Genomic DNA, 18,393 nt, shown 5'->3' on the forward strand with positions numbered 1-18,393 from the left:
CAAATCCGCTCTCGATTGCCTGCTCGGTAACACTCTCGCGGGTCGCTCCGACTTTCTAGATGGCGTGTCACCGTCACCAACCAACGGCAACTCAACCGGGCCGCGGCGATGGTCGAGCGAAGTCGTTCACTTGCCGACCGACACCGTCCGGCTAGTTTTACAATCCGGATTTTAAAACGGGCTCAGTTGTTCGACGGTTCGCAGTTGAATCGGTGACGAGACTTTGTCGCCCCATCGGTCTGCTGATAGATTCCTGAGCAACTGGCCCACAGAGACCGACCGCTGGCGATCCATGGACTCAGACGCAGTGACGGCGACAGGAACCACGTTCTGAGCCACAAGTTTCAGTGAAAGATCCAACTGTGTCGACAGACGGCAGCAGCACTTGACCTCCGCACGCGTCCAGTTCGTGTCATCGGAAATGCTCTGTGCGGCGGCGATTTCATAGAGATCCCGATAAATCCTCCAGATCGCGTCCTTCTCTTCACGAATGGGAAGAATAAGATCGGTGCATATCGTTACCCCCAGATTTGATTCCATTTCTGACACGGTATGCTAAGCCTGAACGTTTGCCGTCCACAGTCCGAGGTACTCCAGTGCTGTTTCAAGTTTCCTTCGATTATCGTCCCTGCCCGTCAGAACCGGATGACTATCTGTGCCCCTTCACGGTCGACGTTCTGTGCTGGAACGCGGACACAGAGGAACATGTGCTCGGAGGACGGATAAAAGGGTACGATCTCGATATCTTTCGTGTGTTGGGAATTGGTCGAGGGATTTGGGACGTATTCGATGCTCATTCAGGAGACTTGGAATATGTGGGGACAACCCTGCTCACAGACGATGGCGAGTTGCGGGAAGAACTGAGCGACGATTTCGTCTCGCGATTGATGCTGATTGATGACGTTTGCCTGCATCCAATACTCCATCGGTGCGAACGCTTTATTTTGGATCAAGTCTCGACCTTGTTTTCGGAGGCTTCGGTCCTTGTCCTGTGGAAGAGTCAAACACTTGTTTCGGAGAAAGATCTAGCTCAAATGGGCTTTCAGAAAATTGCTGACGCCGATGCGATTTTCTTCCGTCTGAACATGAACAAATAGGAATACGAGGCCAGTCAGGACAGAGCGATTGCTGAAGACATTGAATTACCACCTGATGCCGCAACGTACATCGAAGATCTCTGGCGGCAAAAGTTCTTGCATTGATGGTGGCAAACCGTTGTCTGAATAGCCCGACCAGTCACTGGGCTGACCCCAAGCGAAAAGGACATGCGAAAATGAAGAGCATACTGGACGATCCAGCGATCAGCGGTCGCTACTTGTTTCCACAGGATCGCAACGTTGATGACCCTTTCTGGGTAAAAGCCGATGGTGCGGAGTTGGCGTGCTATCACAGGATCGTCGACGCCGAGGCACTTACGGTGATTCACTTCCACGGCAACGGTGAAGCCGTTGCTGACTACGTGCCGTTCATGGCGGACGTGTTCACTGACTTGGGGCTGAACTCTCTTTTTGTCGAGTATCGAGAATACGGCGGATCGACCGGACACGCAGAACTCGTTGCGATGCTCGGCGATGGCGAAGCCGCAATGAACGCGGCTGGCGTTGTCGCAGAGAAAGCGATCGTGTTTGGACGTTCAATGGGGTCGCTCTATGCGATTGATTTGGCGCATCGTCTGCCGGCTATTGCGGGGCTGATCATCGAAAGCGGCATCGCCGATCCTGCCGAGCGATTCCTGACTTCCGCTGATCTGAAATCGGCTGCATTCGCTGAGGCCGATGTTCGCTCCGAGGTCAAGCGATACTTCGATCACAAGAAGAAGATGTCAGGATACACGAATCCGCTGCTACTCCTTCACACCGAGAACGACGGCATGATCGACATCTCTCACGCCGAACGCAATCACAAGTGGGCAGGGTCACGCCAGAAGCAACTTGTTCGATTCCCTCGTGGGAACCACAACACGATCTTTGGTGCGAATGGAAAGGAATACTTGGCTGCGGTTAGCAGTTTCGTGAGGAGCGTCCGAGAATAGCCGTTGATGTTATAAAATCCGGATTTGAAAACTCAAGTTGCAATCGCTGAGTTGTTGCAGGTAACCCGCCACGAGAGGTTTCGTCGTTCTGACCATTCGAAACAAGCCATATCCCATCAAAAACCCAACTTGCCAGAGAAGATTTGCGTTTCTTGCGGACGAGTGTTCCGATGGCGGAGAAAATGGGCGAAGGTTTGGGCCGAGGTAAAGTATTGCAGCGACAAGTACCGCAAGATTCGTGGCGGAAAAGCAGAGACTTCGTAAAACTTGTCGTGACCATTGTCGGTCCCTTTCAACTGCTGGCCATCGCCGCATCCTGGGTATGCGGTTTCAGGGGGATCTTTGAGCCGACGTACGACGCTCTGGGTTTCCGAATCGGATACGCCGTGAGCGGCGGCGGTTAATACGCGGGCATGGGCTGGGAGCGATTGACACTTCTCCTAAATCACCAGACCTCGCACTCCGCTGCGGGAGTTTCCACCGACCGAACCAGCGTCATGATAGTTTGCCGGATGTGCTGCGGTAGTTTCGGCCAGCGGGTGAGCAGGAAAACAAGCTCAAGCTCGGTCGGGGCCATTGAGTATCCATGGGTGCCGCTCAGCAACTGCAAATATTCTGAGACAGGATTCTGTATGGTGGACACTTCCTGAAGCTGCTCCCACGAGAGTTGTTGGGGAACGTTATTTCCATTCGAAGCTGGCTTTGATGTGGCGGAAGTGCCTTCGCTGGGGCAACCGCTGGGGCAACGTAGATCGCCCACGTCGATTTGCTCGGCGATTTGCGGGGTTTCCGTCACATCGCTCTTGCTTTCGGGACGCAGAGGTCGCAAGTTCAAATCTTGTCGCCCCGATTACCTAAGTCCTTTTAAGCAAAGAACTTACATCGCCTGGTTGGTGATACCTTTTTGGCCGTTTCGTCGGTGATACCTTTCGTGATACCCTCGGTGATACCTTTGAGAGGACGGAGGGTAGCTGGGCGACCCTGAAACAGCCTTTCAGCTCAAGCTGCTGAGATGTGTCGCCACGGCCTGCATTTGGCCTGGCCTTCGTTGATTCGAGGACGCTCCCTCTGGGGCAGACCGCCGTCCTTTCAAGCTTAGCGTCTGGTTAATTGCCGGACAGCTTCGAGCCCAAGCCGGCTCAACGGGCGAAGCCCTGATCCTTTTGCTGGGGCAGGACCACCGTCGTAGTCGCCTTTGCCCAGCCGATCCTTGAAGAGGCTCCCGACCCGCTCGCAGGCTAGACCTTTGGGCTTCAGGAGCACGACTCCGCCGTTTTGGTGAGCACGCGTGCAGTTCTGCGGGCCTGCTCTTGGCCTGTCCGTGCCCGGCGGAAATCACAAGGTACGTCCTGAGGATACTATCGGCGGATTCCGTGCCTGGGCTCAGTGGTTGACTCCAATGGATCTGGGCTTGTTGATGCGGATCACCCAGCGTCCCTTCCTCAAGGAGTGCTTTCCCTGTTGTTGTTGACCGGGGGTCGGGCACCAGCGAGAATAACTCACGAGCGGCTGAGAAAAGCCTTGCGAACGCGGATAGTTTCCTTTCTCACCGGGGCGACCGCTGAGAAACGAGTTCATCGGATGAAGAGGTCTGTGCATGAACATTTTCAAACGGCCATGGTTGATCGCTGGACTGTTCATCCTCTCCCTTTGTGCCGGGTTCGTTGGCCGGGTCGCCTATGTGTGGTGGCATATTCCTGAGGCTTACGCTGCGTGGGATGCCGGTGACATGCTGCTTTGGTACATGCGTTCCCACAACAACGACTGGCCCAACAACTGGGATGACTTTCAGTCTGCCATTGAAAGTGAACCTGAGTTGTTCTTGCGGGGACGCCATCCCGAGGAACCCGACTATATGGGACGGATGAGACGTACGATCAAGATTGACTGGTCATTTGACACCGCAAATCCTCAGAGCCCAACGCCCGTAACGAGGCCAGATGGTTCGCCTTTGCACGCATACTGGAGTGACCCTAATGGTATGATCTACCAGTACTTGGATCGCCTGAAAGCCAATGAACCAAGCGACGGACCCGAAGCCGTCGACGACGCGTTTCCAAACGGCTGACCGGTCGCGGGGGCCAATGCTGTTCAGCGAGATCGATTCTCACGTTTTTCCACTCGGAATTTCCTGATGCTTGGCCTGATCCCTAAGCTCGACGTTTTGCTGCCGTTAAATGAACAAAATCCCTCTGATCCTGTGGCAGAAAACAATGACGCCCAAACACTCAGGCAACGATCCAACGTCTCGCAGAACGACGATTGCTTGCCGCTCGGGGATTGTCGCCAATGGTTACTCGAACGTCGCCGCAGGAGTTGAGTCAGACGCCCGGCGACTTGTTGAGGCGAAGTACGCAGACGAATGGAACGCCGCAAGCCTACTACGCAGATGGAAGCTGCAGCGTCTAATGGATGCTGAGATTGCGGAACTGGCTGCCAAGCTGATGCCCAACCTATCACCTGAAGCTCTGTTCTAACGCCGCATGCGTTGACCCACGAAGGTACCCATGGAGCCCAGACTTCTCCGAGCTCAATGAGGTTTCAGCTAATCGCGAAGACGGCGAATTATCAGCGTGGATTTGACTTCGCGTCGACGCGACGGTTGAGTCCCCTATTCTCTACATGATGCTCGTGCATGCGGTCGCCTGCTCGCCCCTCGCGACCTGTGCCTCTGGATTCTGCTTGCAACCGGATCCTGAACCCTTTACCGTGAACCCAGTCCAGACGGGGTGCACGCGATAAGTCCCCGCCGAACCGGCCATAACGCGTCGCGTGTCACCGAAGAAGCCGAAGGTGCAACCGGCGGTCACACTTTTCTCTCGTTCTTGTCCCTGGCCCAACCGGGGATAGTTACATCGTCATCCGAATGAATCCCTATCTTGGACCCGTATCAACCCTCCTCGACAAACAACGCGAGCGATTCGCCTGCGGTATTCAACCGATCGCTGCTTACTCGGCATCTGTACTCAATGCTTATTGCCGGCATTGCGATCTTTTGCCTGCCTCGCCTGCTTGACGTCGTTGACCAAACTGGTTCGGTGACAGACCGATTCCGGACACTACCGTTCTTCGCCGATTCGTTCGGCTTCGCTGGTGGAGCGATTGCAATCTGGGCGATACACTTACTTTCCGTGGTGCGCAAATGCGGCCGCTAGCTGCCGAGTGAATACTAGACTCGGCCCGTTGTAATCGGATAACGAGAGAATCGCACGCGAGCGGGCGACGACGGCTGTTCTTGAAATTTTGCATGTCACTCGCCCGTCACCTGAAAGCGACCGTTACTCGTACAAGCTTGTGCCTGCATTTGAACGACTGGTCATTCGCCCTTCCTCCGTGATCTCTAGCTTTGTTCCCTGAAATCCATCGAACATGATGCGTCGACTCCTCCTCTGCACTGCCGTTGCGATCGTACTGGGCGTCATCGCGATTGTCGGTGCTGCTATCGCTTCGCTGAACCGTCTTGACGATGCTTACGCTCAATGGGGTGCCGCCGACATGCTCGTTGACTACATGAGCGACCACGATGGCGACTGGCCAAGCCAATGGGCTGACCTAAAACCCTATTTCGACGCTGGTGGAGGCCGTGTCTCTGGCTGGGACTTCAACCGGTTCACCAAACATGTTTGGATCGATTTCACTGCTAACGCCGACGAACTGCGTGCCGCGTCTGCTTCGCGGGACTCCGCTCCGTTTGACGTTGTCGGCTCAACGTCCATTTTCGGCCCATGCTTCGGGGATGGGCTAGATGATATGCTGCATCGTCATTTTAATCCCGACGCACCTAACCCGAACCCGCCAACAACCGCAACCGTCGCGAAAAGAGGGCCACCCATTTTTCAGCCCGGGCTGCGGTTTGTATTTCGGCCGATTTAACTACGATCCGGTCCTCGCAGAATGCTGCCACCGAGCATCGGGCTGATTCTGATCCGATTCTCCAATATCGGCGCAGCATCGACCCCGGAGGGAATCAAGGTGGGAGGTTTTCCGAAGACGGTCAGGCCGAAGATATCCCGAGTGGGTTGTCACGGGCGGAGAGCCAACCTTGACCGCGACGGCTGGCTTCCTCGGCGAGGTGTTCTGGGCTGCCCGCTGCTCGCTTGAAAACCCGCCCAAGTCGGCTCACGACGTCACACCAGGCATGGGTATCCAAGCCGATGCGTGTGAGGATCGGCTGCAAGTGCGAGGGGATCGCACCGACCTTGTCACTGCGGAGTTGACGGCCTGTCCAGTCGAGCAATTCCAGATAGCTCGCCAACGAGACACTTAGGAAACCCTTCAGGCTGCCTCGCCTGCCCGAATGATCCAGGTGCGGCCCGACGGGATCGTGCTGCTCGTCAATTTCGATTGGACTCATCCAACCACTGTGCTGGCGACGGCGGCTTCGCTCCCAGTCATGGGTGCTTTGGCGGGTCCGATCTGAGCATTGAGTCAAGTCATCAATCCGATCCTTGGCTCCGGTGTACTCGCTCGATTCAGGCGTTTCCGCCATGGCGGCACGAATTGGGTTGAGATCCACGTAGGCCGCACACGCCAACAAACTCGTTTCATCGAGGAGCACCTGTGCCCGAAAACGCCCTTCCCAGAACCATCCCTCGCAACGCGAGGGAAATCGGGACTGGCCGATCTGACCAAATCGGGATAATTGACTTTTCGGCACTCAAATCGCTCGTTTGCTGGCTGGAGCGGTACCACCGCAAACAAATCACGGAAGGTCTCCCATGCGCCCCGACGGAAACCCCGCCGCTGCCCCCCCCCGCCTATCATTGCCATCGATAGTGAAAGCGGTTCCTCTCGATCGCGTGTGGGAGCCTGGGCATCTTCATCACCTCCATCAGCGTCACGGTTTTGAGCAGCGAAACCATCGGCAATGGTACGCAAGCCGCGATCGAAGGCAACTATTCATTGCCTGTCCCTAATCTACTATTTTACTACTTCCCGCCGAATAGCTTGCGTTGACGAGAACGTCCCTGTCGCCTTTTCATTTGGTATCCTTAGCTGAGGATTTGCAGGTGCCGGGTAATGCCCGGCCTTCTTTCCTGACCAATTTCAGTCCCCGTCACCAATCCTTCCCAAGTAAAGCCTACTGATGCGCATCGTCTCCCTCTGTGTGGCTCTCGTGGTCATTCACCTTGCAATGATGGACACATCCTTCGTCTGCGCTGACGACGTGATTGATCTTGGCAGTCGTCGTGAATTGTTTGTCGACCATTTTCTCATCGACAAGCTTGATAACGTCCAGCTGACACTCAATCGTCCCCGCGACGAAGGCGTTGCGTTGGAATTCGACAAGCCGTGGGAGGGGATGTTCTGCGGGTATTGCACGGTCATTAAGGATGGGGACCTGTATCGACTTTACTATCGTGGCAGGCCGAATGTTGGCGCCGACGGCAGTCCAGAAGAAGTCTATTGTTACGCCGAGTCCCAAGACGGCATTCAATGGACCAAACCGGACTTGGATCTCTTCCCGCTGGAAGGCCACCCGAAGACCAACATCATTCTGGCGAATGCATCTCCGATCACCCACAACTTCAGCCCAATGTTGGATACTCGGCCTGGTGTCGCAGCCGAACATCGCTACAAAGCCCTCGGAGGAACCATGACGAGTGGTCTGATCGCCCTTGTGTCAGCCGACGGTCTGCGATGGAAGAACCTGCGTGAAGAACCGGTGATCCCTGTCGAGATGGTTCCGTATAAATACATGTTCGATTCGCAGAACCTCGCCTTCTGGTCCGATCTGGAACAAAAATACGTGTGCTTCTTTCGCGTTTTCGAAGACGGGATTCGACGCATCGCCCGGGCAACCAGCGACGACTTCGTTACCTGGTCAGCTCCCGTCCTCATGGAGTATCGCCATCACGGCGGGAGGGCGCCGATTGAGCATCTTTATACCAATCAAACCCATCCCTATTTTCGAGCCCCACATCTGTACGTTTCTGTGGCCGCTCGGTTTATGCCCAATCGCCAAGTCTTGACCGCCGATCAGGCGGCGGCCATCGACGTGTCTCCGAAGTACTTCCAAGACACGTCGGATGCCGTGCTAATGACTTCGCGAGGTGGAGCAGTTTATGACCGCACATTTTTGGGAGGATTTGTTCGGCCCGGTATCGGTGCACGAAATTGGGTCTCGCGAACGAACTATCCCGCTTTGAATATCGTTCAGACGGGACCGACAGAAATGTCCGTGTACCTGAATCAGGATTACGCTCAACCCACGTCGCACCTGCGCAGGTATTCGATGCGGCTCGATGGATTCGCTTCCGCACAGGCCACCTATGCTGGCGGCGAGCTCGTCACGAAGCCGCTGACGTTTGCGGGCAGTGAACTTGAGATCAACTTTGGGACGTCAGCGGCGGGCGGTATTCGCGTTGAGATTCAGGACATGGCGGGACAACCGATTCCCGGATATTCGTTGGCGGAGGCGACAGAACAGATCGGCAACGAGATCGCTCGCAAAGTGATGTGGAAACAGGGTAGTGATGTCTCTGCGTTGGCAGGCAAACCGGTTCGTCTACGATTCATGTTGAAAGATGCCGATCTGTACTCCTTCAAATTCAACGAGTAAGACGGCTGGTCCGATGAAAACTGATTTGCAGAACGAACGCCTCGGACCGCACAAGTGACAGCGATTCAATACCTGCCGTCGTGGATCTTGTTAAAGATCCTGCTGCATGAGGATCCTTAACGGCGTGTCAATTTAGTCAGTTTTGCTGTCGACACTTGAGCCTATCGCGCTAGACTGCTGCTCACAACGATGGAAAGCTACATTCGCTGAGAATCACATGACGTGGGCCAAGCCCAAAGAGAGTCACGATCGGATCGTGCTCTTTGCTGAAACCCTTGACGACACCGTCCCTATCAACCATTCGGTTCGCACATTCGATGCCATTCTGGGTCAAGTCGATTGGTCGACGTGGGAAGCCATCTATGATCTCACGAAAGGTCAACCACCGATCCATCTAAGAGTTCTTGCCGGTGTGATTCTCTTCGACCTGCTCAAGCGTATTCGTATTTCGCGAGCTCTCGAAGAGGCGTTCGCGGTGCGGATCGCACTTTCGCTGGTTGACCGAAGGTCGCTCGATCGACCATAGCACGATTGCGAATTCCCGTACTGCTCATGGAGAGCCGTTGGCTGACCTGTTTGTTCAGATTGGACTGATTGCTCAGCAGATGGGGCACCCCACGCTGGTCACTCTGAGCTACGACGGCACGCGTTTACGAGCGAGTAACCGAAACACCGGCACGCGAACCCCCGACGAACGTCGCAAAGCAAAGCAGCAACTTGCCGGCGAATTCGCGTTGCACCGCGAAGCGATAGAGAAAACGCAAGCGAGCGAAGAGGAAGCCTTTAACGCCGCTGCGGCAGCAGAATCAAAACAGCGCGGCGAACAACGTCAGCGCCAAAGCGACCGAATCGAGGCGGCTCTGGCAGAAATTACGAAGATCGAAGCTTCTGGCAAGAAGACTCCAGCGCGCCTTCCCATTACCGGTCCAGAGTGCCGTATCGCTCCGAACAAGGAGGGTGGCTTTGCGGCCAACTTTCCCCCCACCGTGACGATCGCGGTCGATCGCGGTCTGATTGTCGCCCGCGATGTGATCAGCGGCATGGACGAACAAAGTCACATGCACGAAGCGATTGGTGAGGAGTGTCCGCTGCGGGCGAAATGCTTTCAGGACAGTCGTAATAACTACGATCGACAGATCGAAAGTGACCCAAACGAAGCAGCCCAACAGCCTCATGCAGCGAAGATGCAAGAGGAGGATTCTCGTGAGAAGTACTCGCGACGTGCCGCGGTGAGCCAACGTCCGTTCGCGGTCATCAAGCAAGTCTTCAGTGCTCGAGAATTCCTCGTTCGAGGTTTGGAGAAAGAGCGGGAGGAGTGGCGTCTACTTTGCATCGCCCACAACCTTTGCCGTCTGTTTAGCCTGATTGACCAGCAGCGTGCTCGGGAGAGCATTTCGTAGCGAACCATTTTGGCATCGTGCCCGATTCTTTGTCCGCATTTCCTACAACCGCCTACGATGATTGCGCAGCAACCGCTGTGCAATCATCGTAGGCGGAGAAAAGGTGAGAACCAGCTATGATTAGCGTTCTCAACCATCGATCGACACGCGGTTAAAGATCTTGCGCACAGGATCTTTAACAAGATCCACTACCAATTGCAAACGCTGTGCAATCATCGCAGGCGGAGAAAAGGTGAGAACCAGCTATGATTAGCGTTTTCAACCATCGATCGACACGCGGTTAAAGATCTTGCGCACAGGATCTTTAACAAGATCCACTACCAATTGCAAACGCTGTGCAATCATCGCAGGCGGAGAAAAGGTGGAAACCAGCTATGATTAGCGTTTTCAACCATCGATCGACACGCGGTTTAAGATCTCGCGCACAGGATCTTTAACAAGATCCACTACCAATTGTTGCCGTATTCTACGAAGAGCGAATGGAGGGAAAAAACCGAAGCCGCAATCCGCATGAAAAGTGGATGGCTGTTTTTATGTCATTTCATCTCAAATTCATCGGCGGATTCTCATCCCCTTCGAGCCTTTTCAATATTACGCATCGTGAAGTCGTCAGCGGCGGCGGTTTGGACAACGGCGACCCGAACGCCAGGCAGTTGCTTCGGCTCAGAAAGAAGCCAACGCACACTATTTCCTGTGGACAGGGAGAGGGGTGCCTGATCTGGGTACGCACCCAGCGCAAGTACGCCATCATTCCCAATCAGCAGACGAACTGACCACGTTCCCCCAATCCAGAGTGCAGGTTGCTTTTTTTCACCTCCCGTTATCAACTTCCGCATTCCTGTTTTGCCGGCGTTCCTTTACCCTGCTTGCTTGGGTTGTGAAAAGCGCAACCTACATGCAAGCTTGCTGAAACCGAATCGCGAATCAAAGAAAGGCTCAGTCGGCATGAATCCATTGCCCCGCCGAATTATCCAGGCAGTACTCTACGAGGTCATCGCGGTTGCCGCCGTTGGGCCTGCATTAGCACTACTCTTCAAAGAACCAATGACCTCGACCATGGGGCTCGCCATATTGATGTCCACAATCGCACTTGGTTGGAACTACGTGTTCAATGGGTGGTTCGAACGATGGGAAGTTCGTCAGGAAACGAAGGGTCGCTCCATTCAACGCCGCTTAATGCATGGGCTGGGCTTCGAGGGCGGCCTGGTGATGATACTGATGCCCGTCATGGCGTACTGGCTTAACACATCCTTGCTATCCGCCTTCATTGCGAATCTCGGCGTCCTCGCATTCTTTTTCGTGTATGCGGTCGGATTCACGTGGGCTTTTGATCGGATCTTCGGTCTCCCACTGTCTGCGTCCGAACACCGTCAGGATTAGCAACCGCAGGAATGCCCCCTGCACTATCGCGATGCTGCCGAGTCACACTAGTGATGCTCTCCAATACGTGCTATCGCTCGCAATTCGAGGTGTTTGCCGGCCATCTTCCCTCGAGAGGTGTGAGATGGTTCGCTTGGCGCGAAGGTGAAGTGTTTAATCGTGATGAGGTGGTCATCGGGCATGTCACAAGGACATGCCGTCGCTGCTACCTCCTAGAGCACGATCAATTTTCCGAGGAAAACTTTGATCACCACACGGTTTGGATCGAAGAGTACCTGCAGCAATTCACGGCCTGTTTCGGGATCGACCTGCTGGCATTCTCGATTCTTTCCAATCCGCTTCATCTGATTTCGAGGTCCCGCCCTGACGTGGTGGCGACTTGGACCGTTCAAGGGCCGTCCCAGCGGTGGTTGACGCTCCATCCTCCATCGCCGCTGCTTGATTTCCATTGTGCCGCCTATTGCATGGAGTGGAGACCGATCACATTCCCCTCGGTGTCTGTCGCAACCGCGATGAACCCGTATGGACCGATAGCCATTTTGGGTTTGCAGAGTTTCCCGCCGGCCGGTTCGACGCGTGACGCCTCGTTGGCACAGTCGTCACACGAAAAATACACCAACGTGCCCATGCCGCCCGACGGGCACCCGTCCATTTTGGCCAAGGCGCCGGACGCTCCGCCTGCTTCCATGTCCATGGGGAACGCATGCATCTCAAGGTCAGCGTCCGGCGAGTCCAACTTCATCAGCTCAACCCCAAGAACGGTTTCATAGAACTTCTTGGCCCGGGGCATGTCTTGCACATAAATTTCAAACCAGCCGACAGGATTACGATTCATAGGAATTCTCCAGTATCAGGTTCAGGAAGTTCAGGTAAATCAAACAGTGGTCGGATTTCGACAGTACCCTTCTTGGAAGGTGGCAGTCGTGCGGCGATCGCGATCGCTTCGTCAAGATTGCCCACGTCGATGACGTAGTAGCCGCCTAGCTGTTCCGTGGTTTCCGCGAACGGGCCGTCGGTAATCTGCTTTATACCATCCCGGACACGAACGCTGGTGGCGGTTGTCACCGAGTGCAAAGGCGAAGCCGCGATCCACTTACCTTGCTTTTTTAGTTCCTCGCTGATGCCCATCGACTCGATCATGCATTCCTTACGTTCGTCTTCGGTCCAGCAGCTTTCGGCACCGTAAATCAAAAGCATGTACTTCATGGTTGGTTCTCCGAGGCGTCCGGTTTGTCATTTCCCAGGGCAAGTCGGAACACGTCGGGCGTGCGAAGTCCCAGCGCAATCCAGGCGATCACCCCGATGATGATTGGAAAAAAGAATGGCTCGCCGACACGAACGTGAGTTGCCGTGGCACCGCCCAGGTAGGCCGCCAACAAGATGGCGGCAATGAATGCGGTTCGCGGAATCAGAAACAAAATCGCAATTGCGACTTCGGCGATCCCGATTTTGAACATCACGTCTTCCCCCCAGCCCAAATTGGCAAACATTTCGGACTTGCCCTCCCACTGTGTGAACTTGCCCGTTGCGCTGGCGACGATCAAAAACAAGGTGATCAGGACGCTCAGCACCCAACCGGTCATTCTCAGCTTTTTCGATCCGCTCATTTTTCAACCTGCCTCTCCTGGAACCATTACCATCCACCCCACACCAAACTTGTCGGTCACCATTCCATAGCTTGGCGACCAAAACGTTCTCATCAGTGGCATATCCACTTTCCCACCGTCTGCCAGTGCACGGAACGCGCTGTCGGCGGCGGGCTGGCTTGGAACGGAAAGCGCCAACCGAAATCCGTCGAACTTCGATTGCTCATCGCAACCGTCGGATGCCATGATCGTCATTTTCCCGACAGTGAACGACGCGTGCATGATTTTGTCTTCGAAACCGGCTTGCAGCGTCCCCTCGGGGACAGCGTCGGGACTTTCGCTGAATCGCATCTTCATGAGGACCGCAGCGCCAATCGCTGCTTCATAGAACGCCAATGCTTCTTCGCAACGACCACCGAAGAACAAGTAGGGCTGAACGGAGGCCTCTTGCAGTGCCATGGTTTGCGGCATCGCTTCCCCCTGCGCACGGACCGTTCCCTGCAAATCGCTGGGCGCAAAATCTTCGATTTCGTACAGCGGACGAATATCGATGTCGGAATCTTCCAGCATCGGGTTGGGACAGCGTTTCACCCAGTCGATGGCTTCCTGCATCGACTCGACTTCCCACAACCAGAATCCGGCGACCAACTCTTTGGTCTCCGCAAAGGGCCCATCCGTCACCGTGCGTTTGCTGCCATGGAAGTGAACTCGTTTGGCTGCTGAACTCGGCTTCAGCCCGTCGCCAGCTTTCATGATGCCGGCTTGAACGAGTTCTTCGTTGAATGCTCCCATCGCAGTCAGCAACTCCTCGCTGGGAAGTTCCCCCGCTTCGGAAGTTTGGGTTGCTTTGATAATCACCATCACTCTCATATTATCTTCTCCAATGTAGTTAAATTCAGTATTCAATCGTTCGGTAGCGGTTCTTCTCGGTCGCGACGAGGGCGTTTGCCGACAGTCCAACCGGGGAAACCGGCCCCTAACGCCCCCTGCCGCTCATGCGATTCGATTCAGAGCGATCAACGAAGGACGCTTCGTCTATCCTTGCATCGCATCCACATCCATCCACATCATTTCCCAAACGTGGCCGTCCAGGTCCGCCAATGCGCGGCTGTACATGCAACCCCACTCCTGCTTTGGATTGATGTCGGCAGTGCCATGATGCAGCGCCGCTGCATCATTCAACTTGTCTACCTCCTCTCGGTTGTCGCAGGACAAGGCCAGCATCACTTCGCTTGAGTCTGCCGCGGGAATGGGTCGGGTGGTGAACGTCTGCCATTTTTCATGCGTCAGCAACATGACATGGATCGTCTCGCTCCACACCATACAGGCGGCGGTTTCATCGGTGAACTGCGGATTATTCGTGAAGCCAATCGCCCGATAGAAAGTGATTGACGCCTGGAGGTCGGCGACGGGCAAATTCACAAAGATCATTTTTGACATTCTGTTTTTCCTATCTCGATTTTTCGACAAACTGCAAGCCATCGCGCGAACATGTCTTCTCGGCAAGTCGCGTTCCGTCCGACCACAATCAATCACAACTGAACGAGTTCCGGCGAACCGTACTCGTCGTGCCGGCGCCACCAAACGTAGGGTTCCGACTGCGGCCATCCCGTTGGCGAATCTTCCCAATTCTCCTGTCGGCCCAACGGTGCCATGTCGAGCAGCGTAAAGTTACTGAGCAGCACTTCGACGCCGCGGCGACCCGTGAAATAGGTCTGATACACATCGTCTCCCTCCCGCAGAAACATGCTCAATCCATGAGCCTCGCCCTGTGGAGTCGTCACGCCAAAGTCTTCGTTGAAAGACGACCCCGCCGAGGAGTACCAAGGCAGACGCCAGCCCATCCGCTGTCTGTACTTTTCCAGATTTCCCAGCGGCCCACGCGACACCAGGGCCAGCGAAAGATCCCTTGCTTCAAAGTGAGCCGGATGGCCGATGTTGTCGACCAAACAGGAGCAACCTGAACAGCCAGCAGTCGGCCAGCCACCGACGCCATCGGCAAACATGAAGTGATAGATTGCAAGTTGCCGCCGGCCCTGGAACAAGTCAATCAGCCCGACCTTTCCTGATGTCCCCTCCAGGCGGTAGTCAGTCTCGATCTTCACCATGGGGAGACGACGACGCTCGGCAGCCAGTGCGTCTCGCGTGCGGGTCGCCAACTTTTCTTTTGCTTGACATTTCCCGAGAGCCTGTTGCCACTCGCTGCGCGACACGACTGCTGGGCGCCCGTCCGGGGGGCTTGCCTGTCGGCTTTCTGATTCTGTGTCTTGGGTGAATTTCAAAGCCCGCGCGGCGATCAAACCGTTGACGTGTTCATCGGCGGGACGAATCTCGAACGGCCCCATCGTCACGCCCGGATGTTGTGACATCAGTGCGATGGCGTGATTCAAGTCGCGAGCTTCCAGCAATAGAATACCGCCGAGCATTTCCTTCGTTTCGGCGTAGGGGCCATCGGTCACGTCGGCGGATCCGTTCTTGATTCGCAAGGTGACCGCATTTTGGGTCGATTGCAATGCTTCACCCCCTAGAAAATGCCCTCCGCGACGCAGTTCGTCGTCATAGGCGAAACACTCCTCCATCATCCGCTGGCCCTCTTCTTCGGACATCGACTCCCATTTGGACTCTTCGATGAATCCCATGCATACAAACTTCATCGTGCGTTCTCCTGTTCATTCGCCTAACTGAATTCGAATCATTTTGCAGTCGGTTTGATAATGGTCGAACGGAAAACGCGGATATCGACATGGTTCCAGAAACTTTCTGAAGAATTTCAAAATCCGGATCGATCGATCCAGGACCCTGCTCCACCTCGCATTGAGTATCGAGCGTGCAACGAGTTTCTTCAGGAGGTGCGATGTCCCTCTGATCTCGATGCAGTGGTGCAGAAAATGAACGCAGAGACGCGAGAGTCGCGGAGATGCAGAGAAGAGGTACAATCGGAGGCCTTGATGGGCTTACTCTGCGTCCTTGGGTCTCCCAAACTCTCGCGTTGAATTCCTATCGACGACACAGATCCACCCCACGAACTGAAACGACATAGGACTATCTCTTTTGTCCAAAATCGCCCAGAAGCACCAGTGTGGGACACCGAAGATGAGCCAGGCCGGACCAGAACGAGTCACATTGGATAAGTTCAGAAAGTGCTCTGTCCCTAGCTCTATCGCTGTCCCTAGCTCTTTCGTCCCTAGTTCAGTTTGTCGGCTGAGCCGTATAATCGGAACCGACTTCCTCGTCGACGTTTTGAATCTCGATGAAGCCATTGCAGTAGCTGCAAAACTCCCCGGCACGAGGCGTGGCACGACTGAGATCCGTCTGAACATTGAACTGCCGGGATTGTCGTAGGTTGTCGATGAGCGTGCATGAATTTGAAGTCCTTTACCGAACCCACTCGCGGAGAGTATTTGCCACACTCGTTCGCATGTTGGGCGATTTCGACTTGGCCGAAGAAGCAACCCAAGAAGCGTTCGCCGCAGCGTTAGAGCAGTGGCCCAAACAAGGAATGCCAGCCAATCCGACAGCGTGGCTCGTCTCGGCGGGGCGGTTCAAGGCTGTGGACATGCTGCGTCGTCGAACACGGCAGTCAACGCGACAACCCGAATTGTCGCGTCGACTGGCTGAGATTGAAGCGGCCAACCAGTCAATCGCCGAACAGGAAATCGAAGACGACCGCCTGCGATTGATCTTCACGTGCTGTCACCCGGCCATTGACCCCAAACTTCAGGTGCCTCTGACACTTCGCGAGGTATGCGGCCTGACGACAGAGGAGATCGCAAGGGCGTTTCTGATTGCGCCAGCGACCATGGCACAGCGGATCGTTCGCGGCAAAGCAAAGATTCGCGACGCACGAATTCCTTATATCATCCCGGCGCTAAATGATCTCCCGGAGCGACTTGAACCCGTCCTGTCGGTGATCTATCTGGTGTTCAATGAAGGGTATTCGGCATCGAGCGGCGGCAGTCTCACTCGCGTCGAATTGTCGGACGAATCCATTCGTCTATCGCGTCTGCTGTTGAAACTCTTGCCGGACCCGGAAGCCCGTGGGTTACTAGCTTTGATGTTGCTTCACGAATCGCGCCGGGCGTCACGATTGAACGCTGAAGGAGACATCATCCTACTAGAAGATCAAGACCGCGGGCTATGGAACCAAGACTTGATCGCCGAAGGCAAGGCTTTGGTAGAACAGTCGCTGCGTTCCCGTCGGTTTGGAGTCTACACCATTCAAGCGGCGATCTCGGCAGTACATGCGGAAGCCGAGACGGCGAGTGAAACCGACTGGGCACAAATCGTTGCCTTGTACGACGTATTGCTTAGAGCGCATCCATCGCCCGTCGTCGAACTCAATCGGGCCGTGGCCATTGCGATGCGAGACGACATAGCCTCGGCCTTAGCCATCATTGACGCGATTTTGACTCGTGGGGACTTGCAAGATTATTTCCTCGCCCATTCCGCCCGCGGTGAATTCCTGCGCCGACTCGGACATCACGATCAAGCCAAATTCGCTTTCGAGCGAGCTTTATTACTCGCCAGGCAAGAGCCAGAACGGCGATTTCTACGCCGCAAGCTCGCTCAGATTGATAGTAAATGCTAAGGCTTCCATGCGGGGCACACGATCGTTTGCCAACAGAGATCACCGAACTGAGGGACACAGCACTTGTTGGGGAATTCCCGCTGCGTCATCGAAGCGGATACGCCGAGCTGGATGCTTGCGGCGATTTTCACGAGAATATGCTCTGTCCGTCCGACTCCTGTCCCTCCGACTCCCTGATCTTGGTGCGGTGGTGAAGGAAGTGACGCAGAGACGCAAGAGGCGGGGAGACGCAGAGAAGAGGGACAGCAAGAGGCCGTGATGGGCATTCTCTGCGTCCTCGTATTTCCCCGACTCTGCGTTGAATTCCTCTCGACGGCATGCGTCCACTCACCGATCTGAAACGACACAGGGGCGACTCATTTAGCAAAAACCGCCCAGACGTACTACTTCCGGATCATCCGACGAAAGCGTGCGTCGGAGGTTTTCGAGGCGTGCTCGGAAGTGTCCGACGATTTATTGGTGGGACTGGATTGACAGCGTTAGGCTGCTTGCCGCGAAATTAGACTGGGACTGCCGGGAAAAACGGAGCGAAGCTCTGCAGAGGTGCGGGCTGGGCAAGGGATATCCCGGTCGATGGTACGCCAATGGTGTTGCCAGTCCCTGCCGAACATTCGTTCGCCAGGGACGATTCGTTGAAAACCTATTGGATACTGGAGCTATGCCGTAAAAACCTTCCACTGTACTCCCGCGCACCCTTCCGTCGGACCAGCACTACTTGCCCGAGAATTTTGACTTTTCCATCGGAGCGGACCAGCTTAGTTTGATGCTTGCAGCGGTCTTCTTGACAAGGTGCTATGTCCCTCTCATGTTCTCTCTGAACCGGCAAATGCGAGCAAGCGATGAGA

General features: G+C 55.1%; 22 protein-coding genes. 12 read left to right on the forward strand and 10 right to left on the reverse strand.

Translation table 11 applies throughout. The features are described 5' to 3' along the window. Window positions 1–171 precede the first annotated feature (171 nt). A complete protein-coding gene (locus SH410x_RS15515) occupies window positions 172–540 on the reverse strand; it encodes a hypothetical protein (RefSeq protein ID WP_473668617.1) in 369 nt (122 codons plus the stop codon). 56 nt (window positions 541–596) lie between these two features. Here SH410x_RS15515 and SH410x_RS15520 point away from each other — a divergent pair, with 56 nt between their 5' ends. From SH410x_RS15520 to SH410x_RS15530, 3 genes are all read left to right on the forward strand, one after another. Continuing rightward, complete coding sequence (locus SH410x_RS15520; RefSeq protein ID WP_473668619.1) at window positions 597–1,097, forward strand: hypothetical protein; 501 nt, start codon at window positions 597–599, stop codon at window positions 1,095–1,097. 176 nt (window positions 1,098–1,273) lie between these two features. After that, window positions 1,274–2,032 carry an alpha/beta hydrolase gene (locus tag SH410x_RS15525; RefSeq protein WP_473668621.1) on the forward strand — a complete coding sequence of 253 codons (759 nt, stop codon included), beginning with the start codon at window positions 1,274–1,276 and terminating at the stop codon, window positions 2,030–2,032. A 162-nt stretch (window positions 2,033–2,194) separates the two neighbouring features. Further along, the gene (locus SH410x_RS15530; protein WP_473677320.1) at window positions 2,195–2,296 is read left to right on the forward strand and encodes a DUF2256 domain-containing protein; all 102 of its coding nucleotides are present in this window, start codon (window positions 2,195–2,197) and stop codon (window positions 2,294–2,296) included. 181 nt (window positions 2,297–2,477) lie between these two features. Here the strand turns inward: SH410x_RS15530 and SH410x_RS15535 are convergent, their stop codons facing one another. Continuing rightward, the gene (locus SH410x_RS15535) at window positions 2,478–2,867 is read right to left on the reverse strand and encodes a hypothetical protein (protein ID WP_473668623.1); all 390 of its coding nucleotides are present in this window, start codon (window positions 2,865–2,867) and stop codon (window positions 2,478–2,480) included. 762 nt (window positions 2,868–3,629) lie between these two features. On the opposite strand from SH410x_RS15535, the gene SH410x_RS15540 reads away from it, so the two are divergent. From SH410x_RS15540 to SH410x_RS15550, 3 genes are all read left to right on the forward strand, one after another. Beyond that, window positions 3,630–4,100, forward strand: a complete 471-nt coding sequence (locus SH410x_RS15540; RefSeq protein ID WP_473668625.1) for a hypothetical protein — start codon at window positions 3,630–3,632, stop codon at window positions 4,098–4,100. Between the two features lie 109 nt (window positions 4,101–4,209). Further along, complete coding sequence (locus SH410x_RS15545) at window positions 4,210–4,509, forward strand: hypothetical protein (RefSeq protein ID WP_473668627.1); 300 nt, start codon at window positions 4,210–4,212, stop codon at window positions 4,507–4,509. An 895-nt stretch (window positions 4,510–5,404) separates the two neighbouring features. Continuing rightward, on the forward strand, window positions 5,405–5,905 hold the full coding sequence (locus SH410x_RS15550; RefSeq protein WP_473668629.1) for a hypothetical protein: 501 nt from the start codon (window positions 5,405–5,407) through the stop codon (window positions 5,903–5,905). Window positions 5,906–6,026: 121 nt separating this feature from the next. Here SH410x_RS15550 and SH410x_RS15555 read toward each other — a convergent pair whose 3' ends face one another. Continuing rightward, window positions 6,027–6,689 (reverse strand): hypothetical protein, encoded by a 663-nt coding sequence (locus SH410x_RS15555; RefSeq protein ID WP_473668631.1) that lies wholly within the window; start codon window positions 6,687–6,689, stop codon window positions 6,027–6,029. A gap of 429 nt (window positions 6,690–7,118) precedes the next feature. Between SH410x_RS15555 and SH410x_RS15560 the strand changes: the two genes are divergently transcribed. From SH410x_RS15560 to SH410x_RS15580, 5 genes are all read left to right on the forward strand, one after another. After that, the gene (locus tag SH410x_RS15560; RefSeq protein ID WP_473668633.1) at window positions 7,119–8,594 is read left to right on the forward strand and encodes a glycoside hydrolase family protein; all 1,476 of its coding nucleotides are present in this window, start codon (window positions 7,119–7,121) and stop codon (window positions 8,592–8,594) included. Window positions 8,595–8,811: 217 nt separating this feature from the next. Beyond that, entirely contained in the window at window positions 8,812–9,120 is a 309-nt protein-coding gene (locus SH410x_RS15565; RefSeq protein WP_473668635.1) for a transposase, read from the forward strand. 37 nt (window positions 9,121–9,157) lie between these two features. Then, the gene (locus SH410x_RS15570) at window positions 9,158–9,994 is read left to right on the forward strand and encodes a transposase (protein WP_473668637.1); all 837 of its coding nucleotides are present in this window, start codon (window positions 9,158–9,160) and stop codon (window positions 9,992–9,994) included. Between the two features lie 521 nt (window positions 9,995–10,515). Further along, a complete protein-coding gene (locus tag SH410x_RS15575; protein ID WP_473668639.1) occupies window positions 10,516–10,767 on the forward strand; it encodes a DUF4437 domain-containing protein in 252 nt (83 codons plus the stop codon). A 172-nt stretch (window positions 10,768–10,939) separates the two neighbouring features. After that, complete coding sequence (locus SH410x_RS15580; RefSeq protein WP_473668641.1) at window positions 10,940–11,374, forward strand: PACE efflux transporter; 435 nt, start codon at window positions 10,940–10,942, stop codon at window positions 11,372–11,374. 212 nt (window positions 11,375–11,586) lie between these two features. Here SH410x_RS15580 and SH410x_RS15585 read toward each other — a convergent pair whose 3' ends face one another. The 7 genes from SH410x_RS15585 to SH410x_RS15615 form a co-directional block, all read right to left on the reverse strand. Then, on the reverse strand, window positions 11,587–11,718 hold the full coding sequence (locus SH410x_RS15585) for a hypothetical protein (RefSeq protein WP_473668643.1): 132 nt from the start codon (window positions 11,716–11,718) through the stop codon (window positions 11,587–11,589). Between the two features lie 113 nt (window positions 11,719–11,831). Further along, a complete protein-coding gene (locus SH410x_RS15590; RefSeq protein ID WP_473668645.1) occupies window positions 11,832–12,209 on the reverse strand; it encodes a VOC family protein in 378 nt (125 codons plus the stop codon). Next, on the reverse strand, window positions 12,206–12,580 hold the full coding sequence (locus SH410x_RS15595) for a YciI family protein (RefSeq protein ID WP_473668647.1): 375 nt from the start codon (window positions 12,578–12,580) through the stop codon (window positions 12,206–12,208). Before SH410x_RS15595 ends, SH410x_RS15590 begins: the two co-directional genes overlap by 4 nt. Further along, on the reverse strand, window positions 12,577–12,981 hold the full coding sequence (locus SH410x_RS15600) for a DoxX family protein (protein WP_473668649.1): 405 nt from the start codon (window positions 12,979–12,981) through the stop codon (window positions 12,577–12,579). The genes SH410x_RS15595 and SH410x_RS15600 overlap by 4 nt, the downstream gene beginning before the upstream one ends. A 3-nt stretch (window positions 12,982–12,984) precedes the next feature. Next, window positions 12,985–13,866 carry a YciI family protein gene (locus SH410x_RS15605; RefSeq protein WP_473668651.1) on the reverse strand — a complete coding sequence of 294 codons (882 nt, stop codon included), beginning with the start codon at window positions 13,864–13,866 and terminating at the stop codon, window positions 12,985–12,987. 129 nt (window positions 13,867–13,995) lie between these two features. Further along, entirely contained in the window at window positions 13,996–14,400 is a 405-nt protein-coding gene (locus SH410x_RS15610) for a VOC family protein (RefSeq protein WP_473668653.1), read from the reverse strand. A gap of 92 nt (window positions 14,401–14,492) precedes the next feature. After that, window positions 14,493–15,614, reverse strand: coding sequence for a DUF899 family protein (locus tag SH410x_RS15615; protein WP_473668655.1), 1,122 nt, complete (start codon window positions 15,612–15,614; stop codon window positions 14,493–14,495). 695 nt (window positions 15,615–16,309) lie between these two features. On the opposite strand from SH410x_RS15615, the gene SH410x_RS15620 reads away from it, so the two are divergent. Next, on the forward strand, window positions 16,310–17,548 hold the full coding sequence (locus tag SH410x_RS15620) for an RNA polymerase sigma factor (protein ID WP_473668657.1): 1,239 nt from the start codon (window positions 16,310–16,312) through the stop codon (window positions 17,546–17,548). The last annotated feature ends 845 nt before the right edge of the window (window positions 17,549–18,393 follow it).

It is taken from the genome of Rhodopirellula sp. SH410 (genome assembly GCF_055811895.1).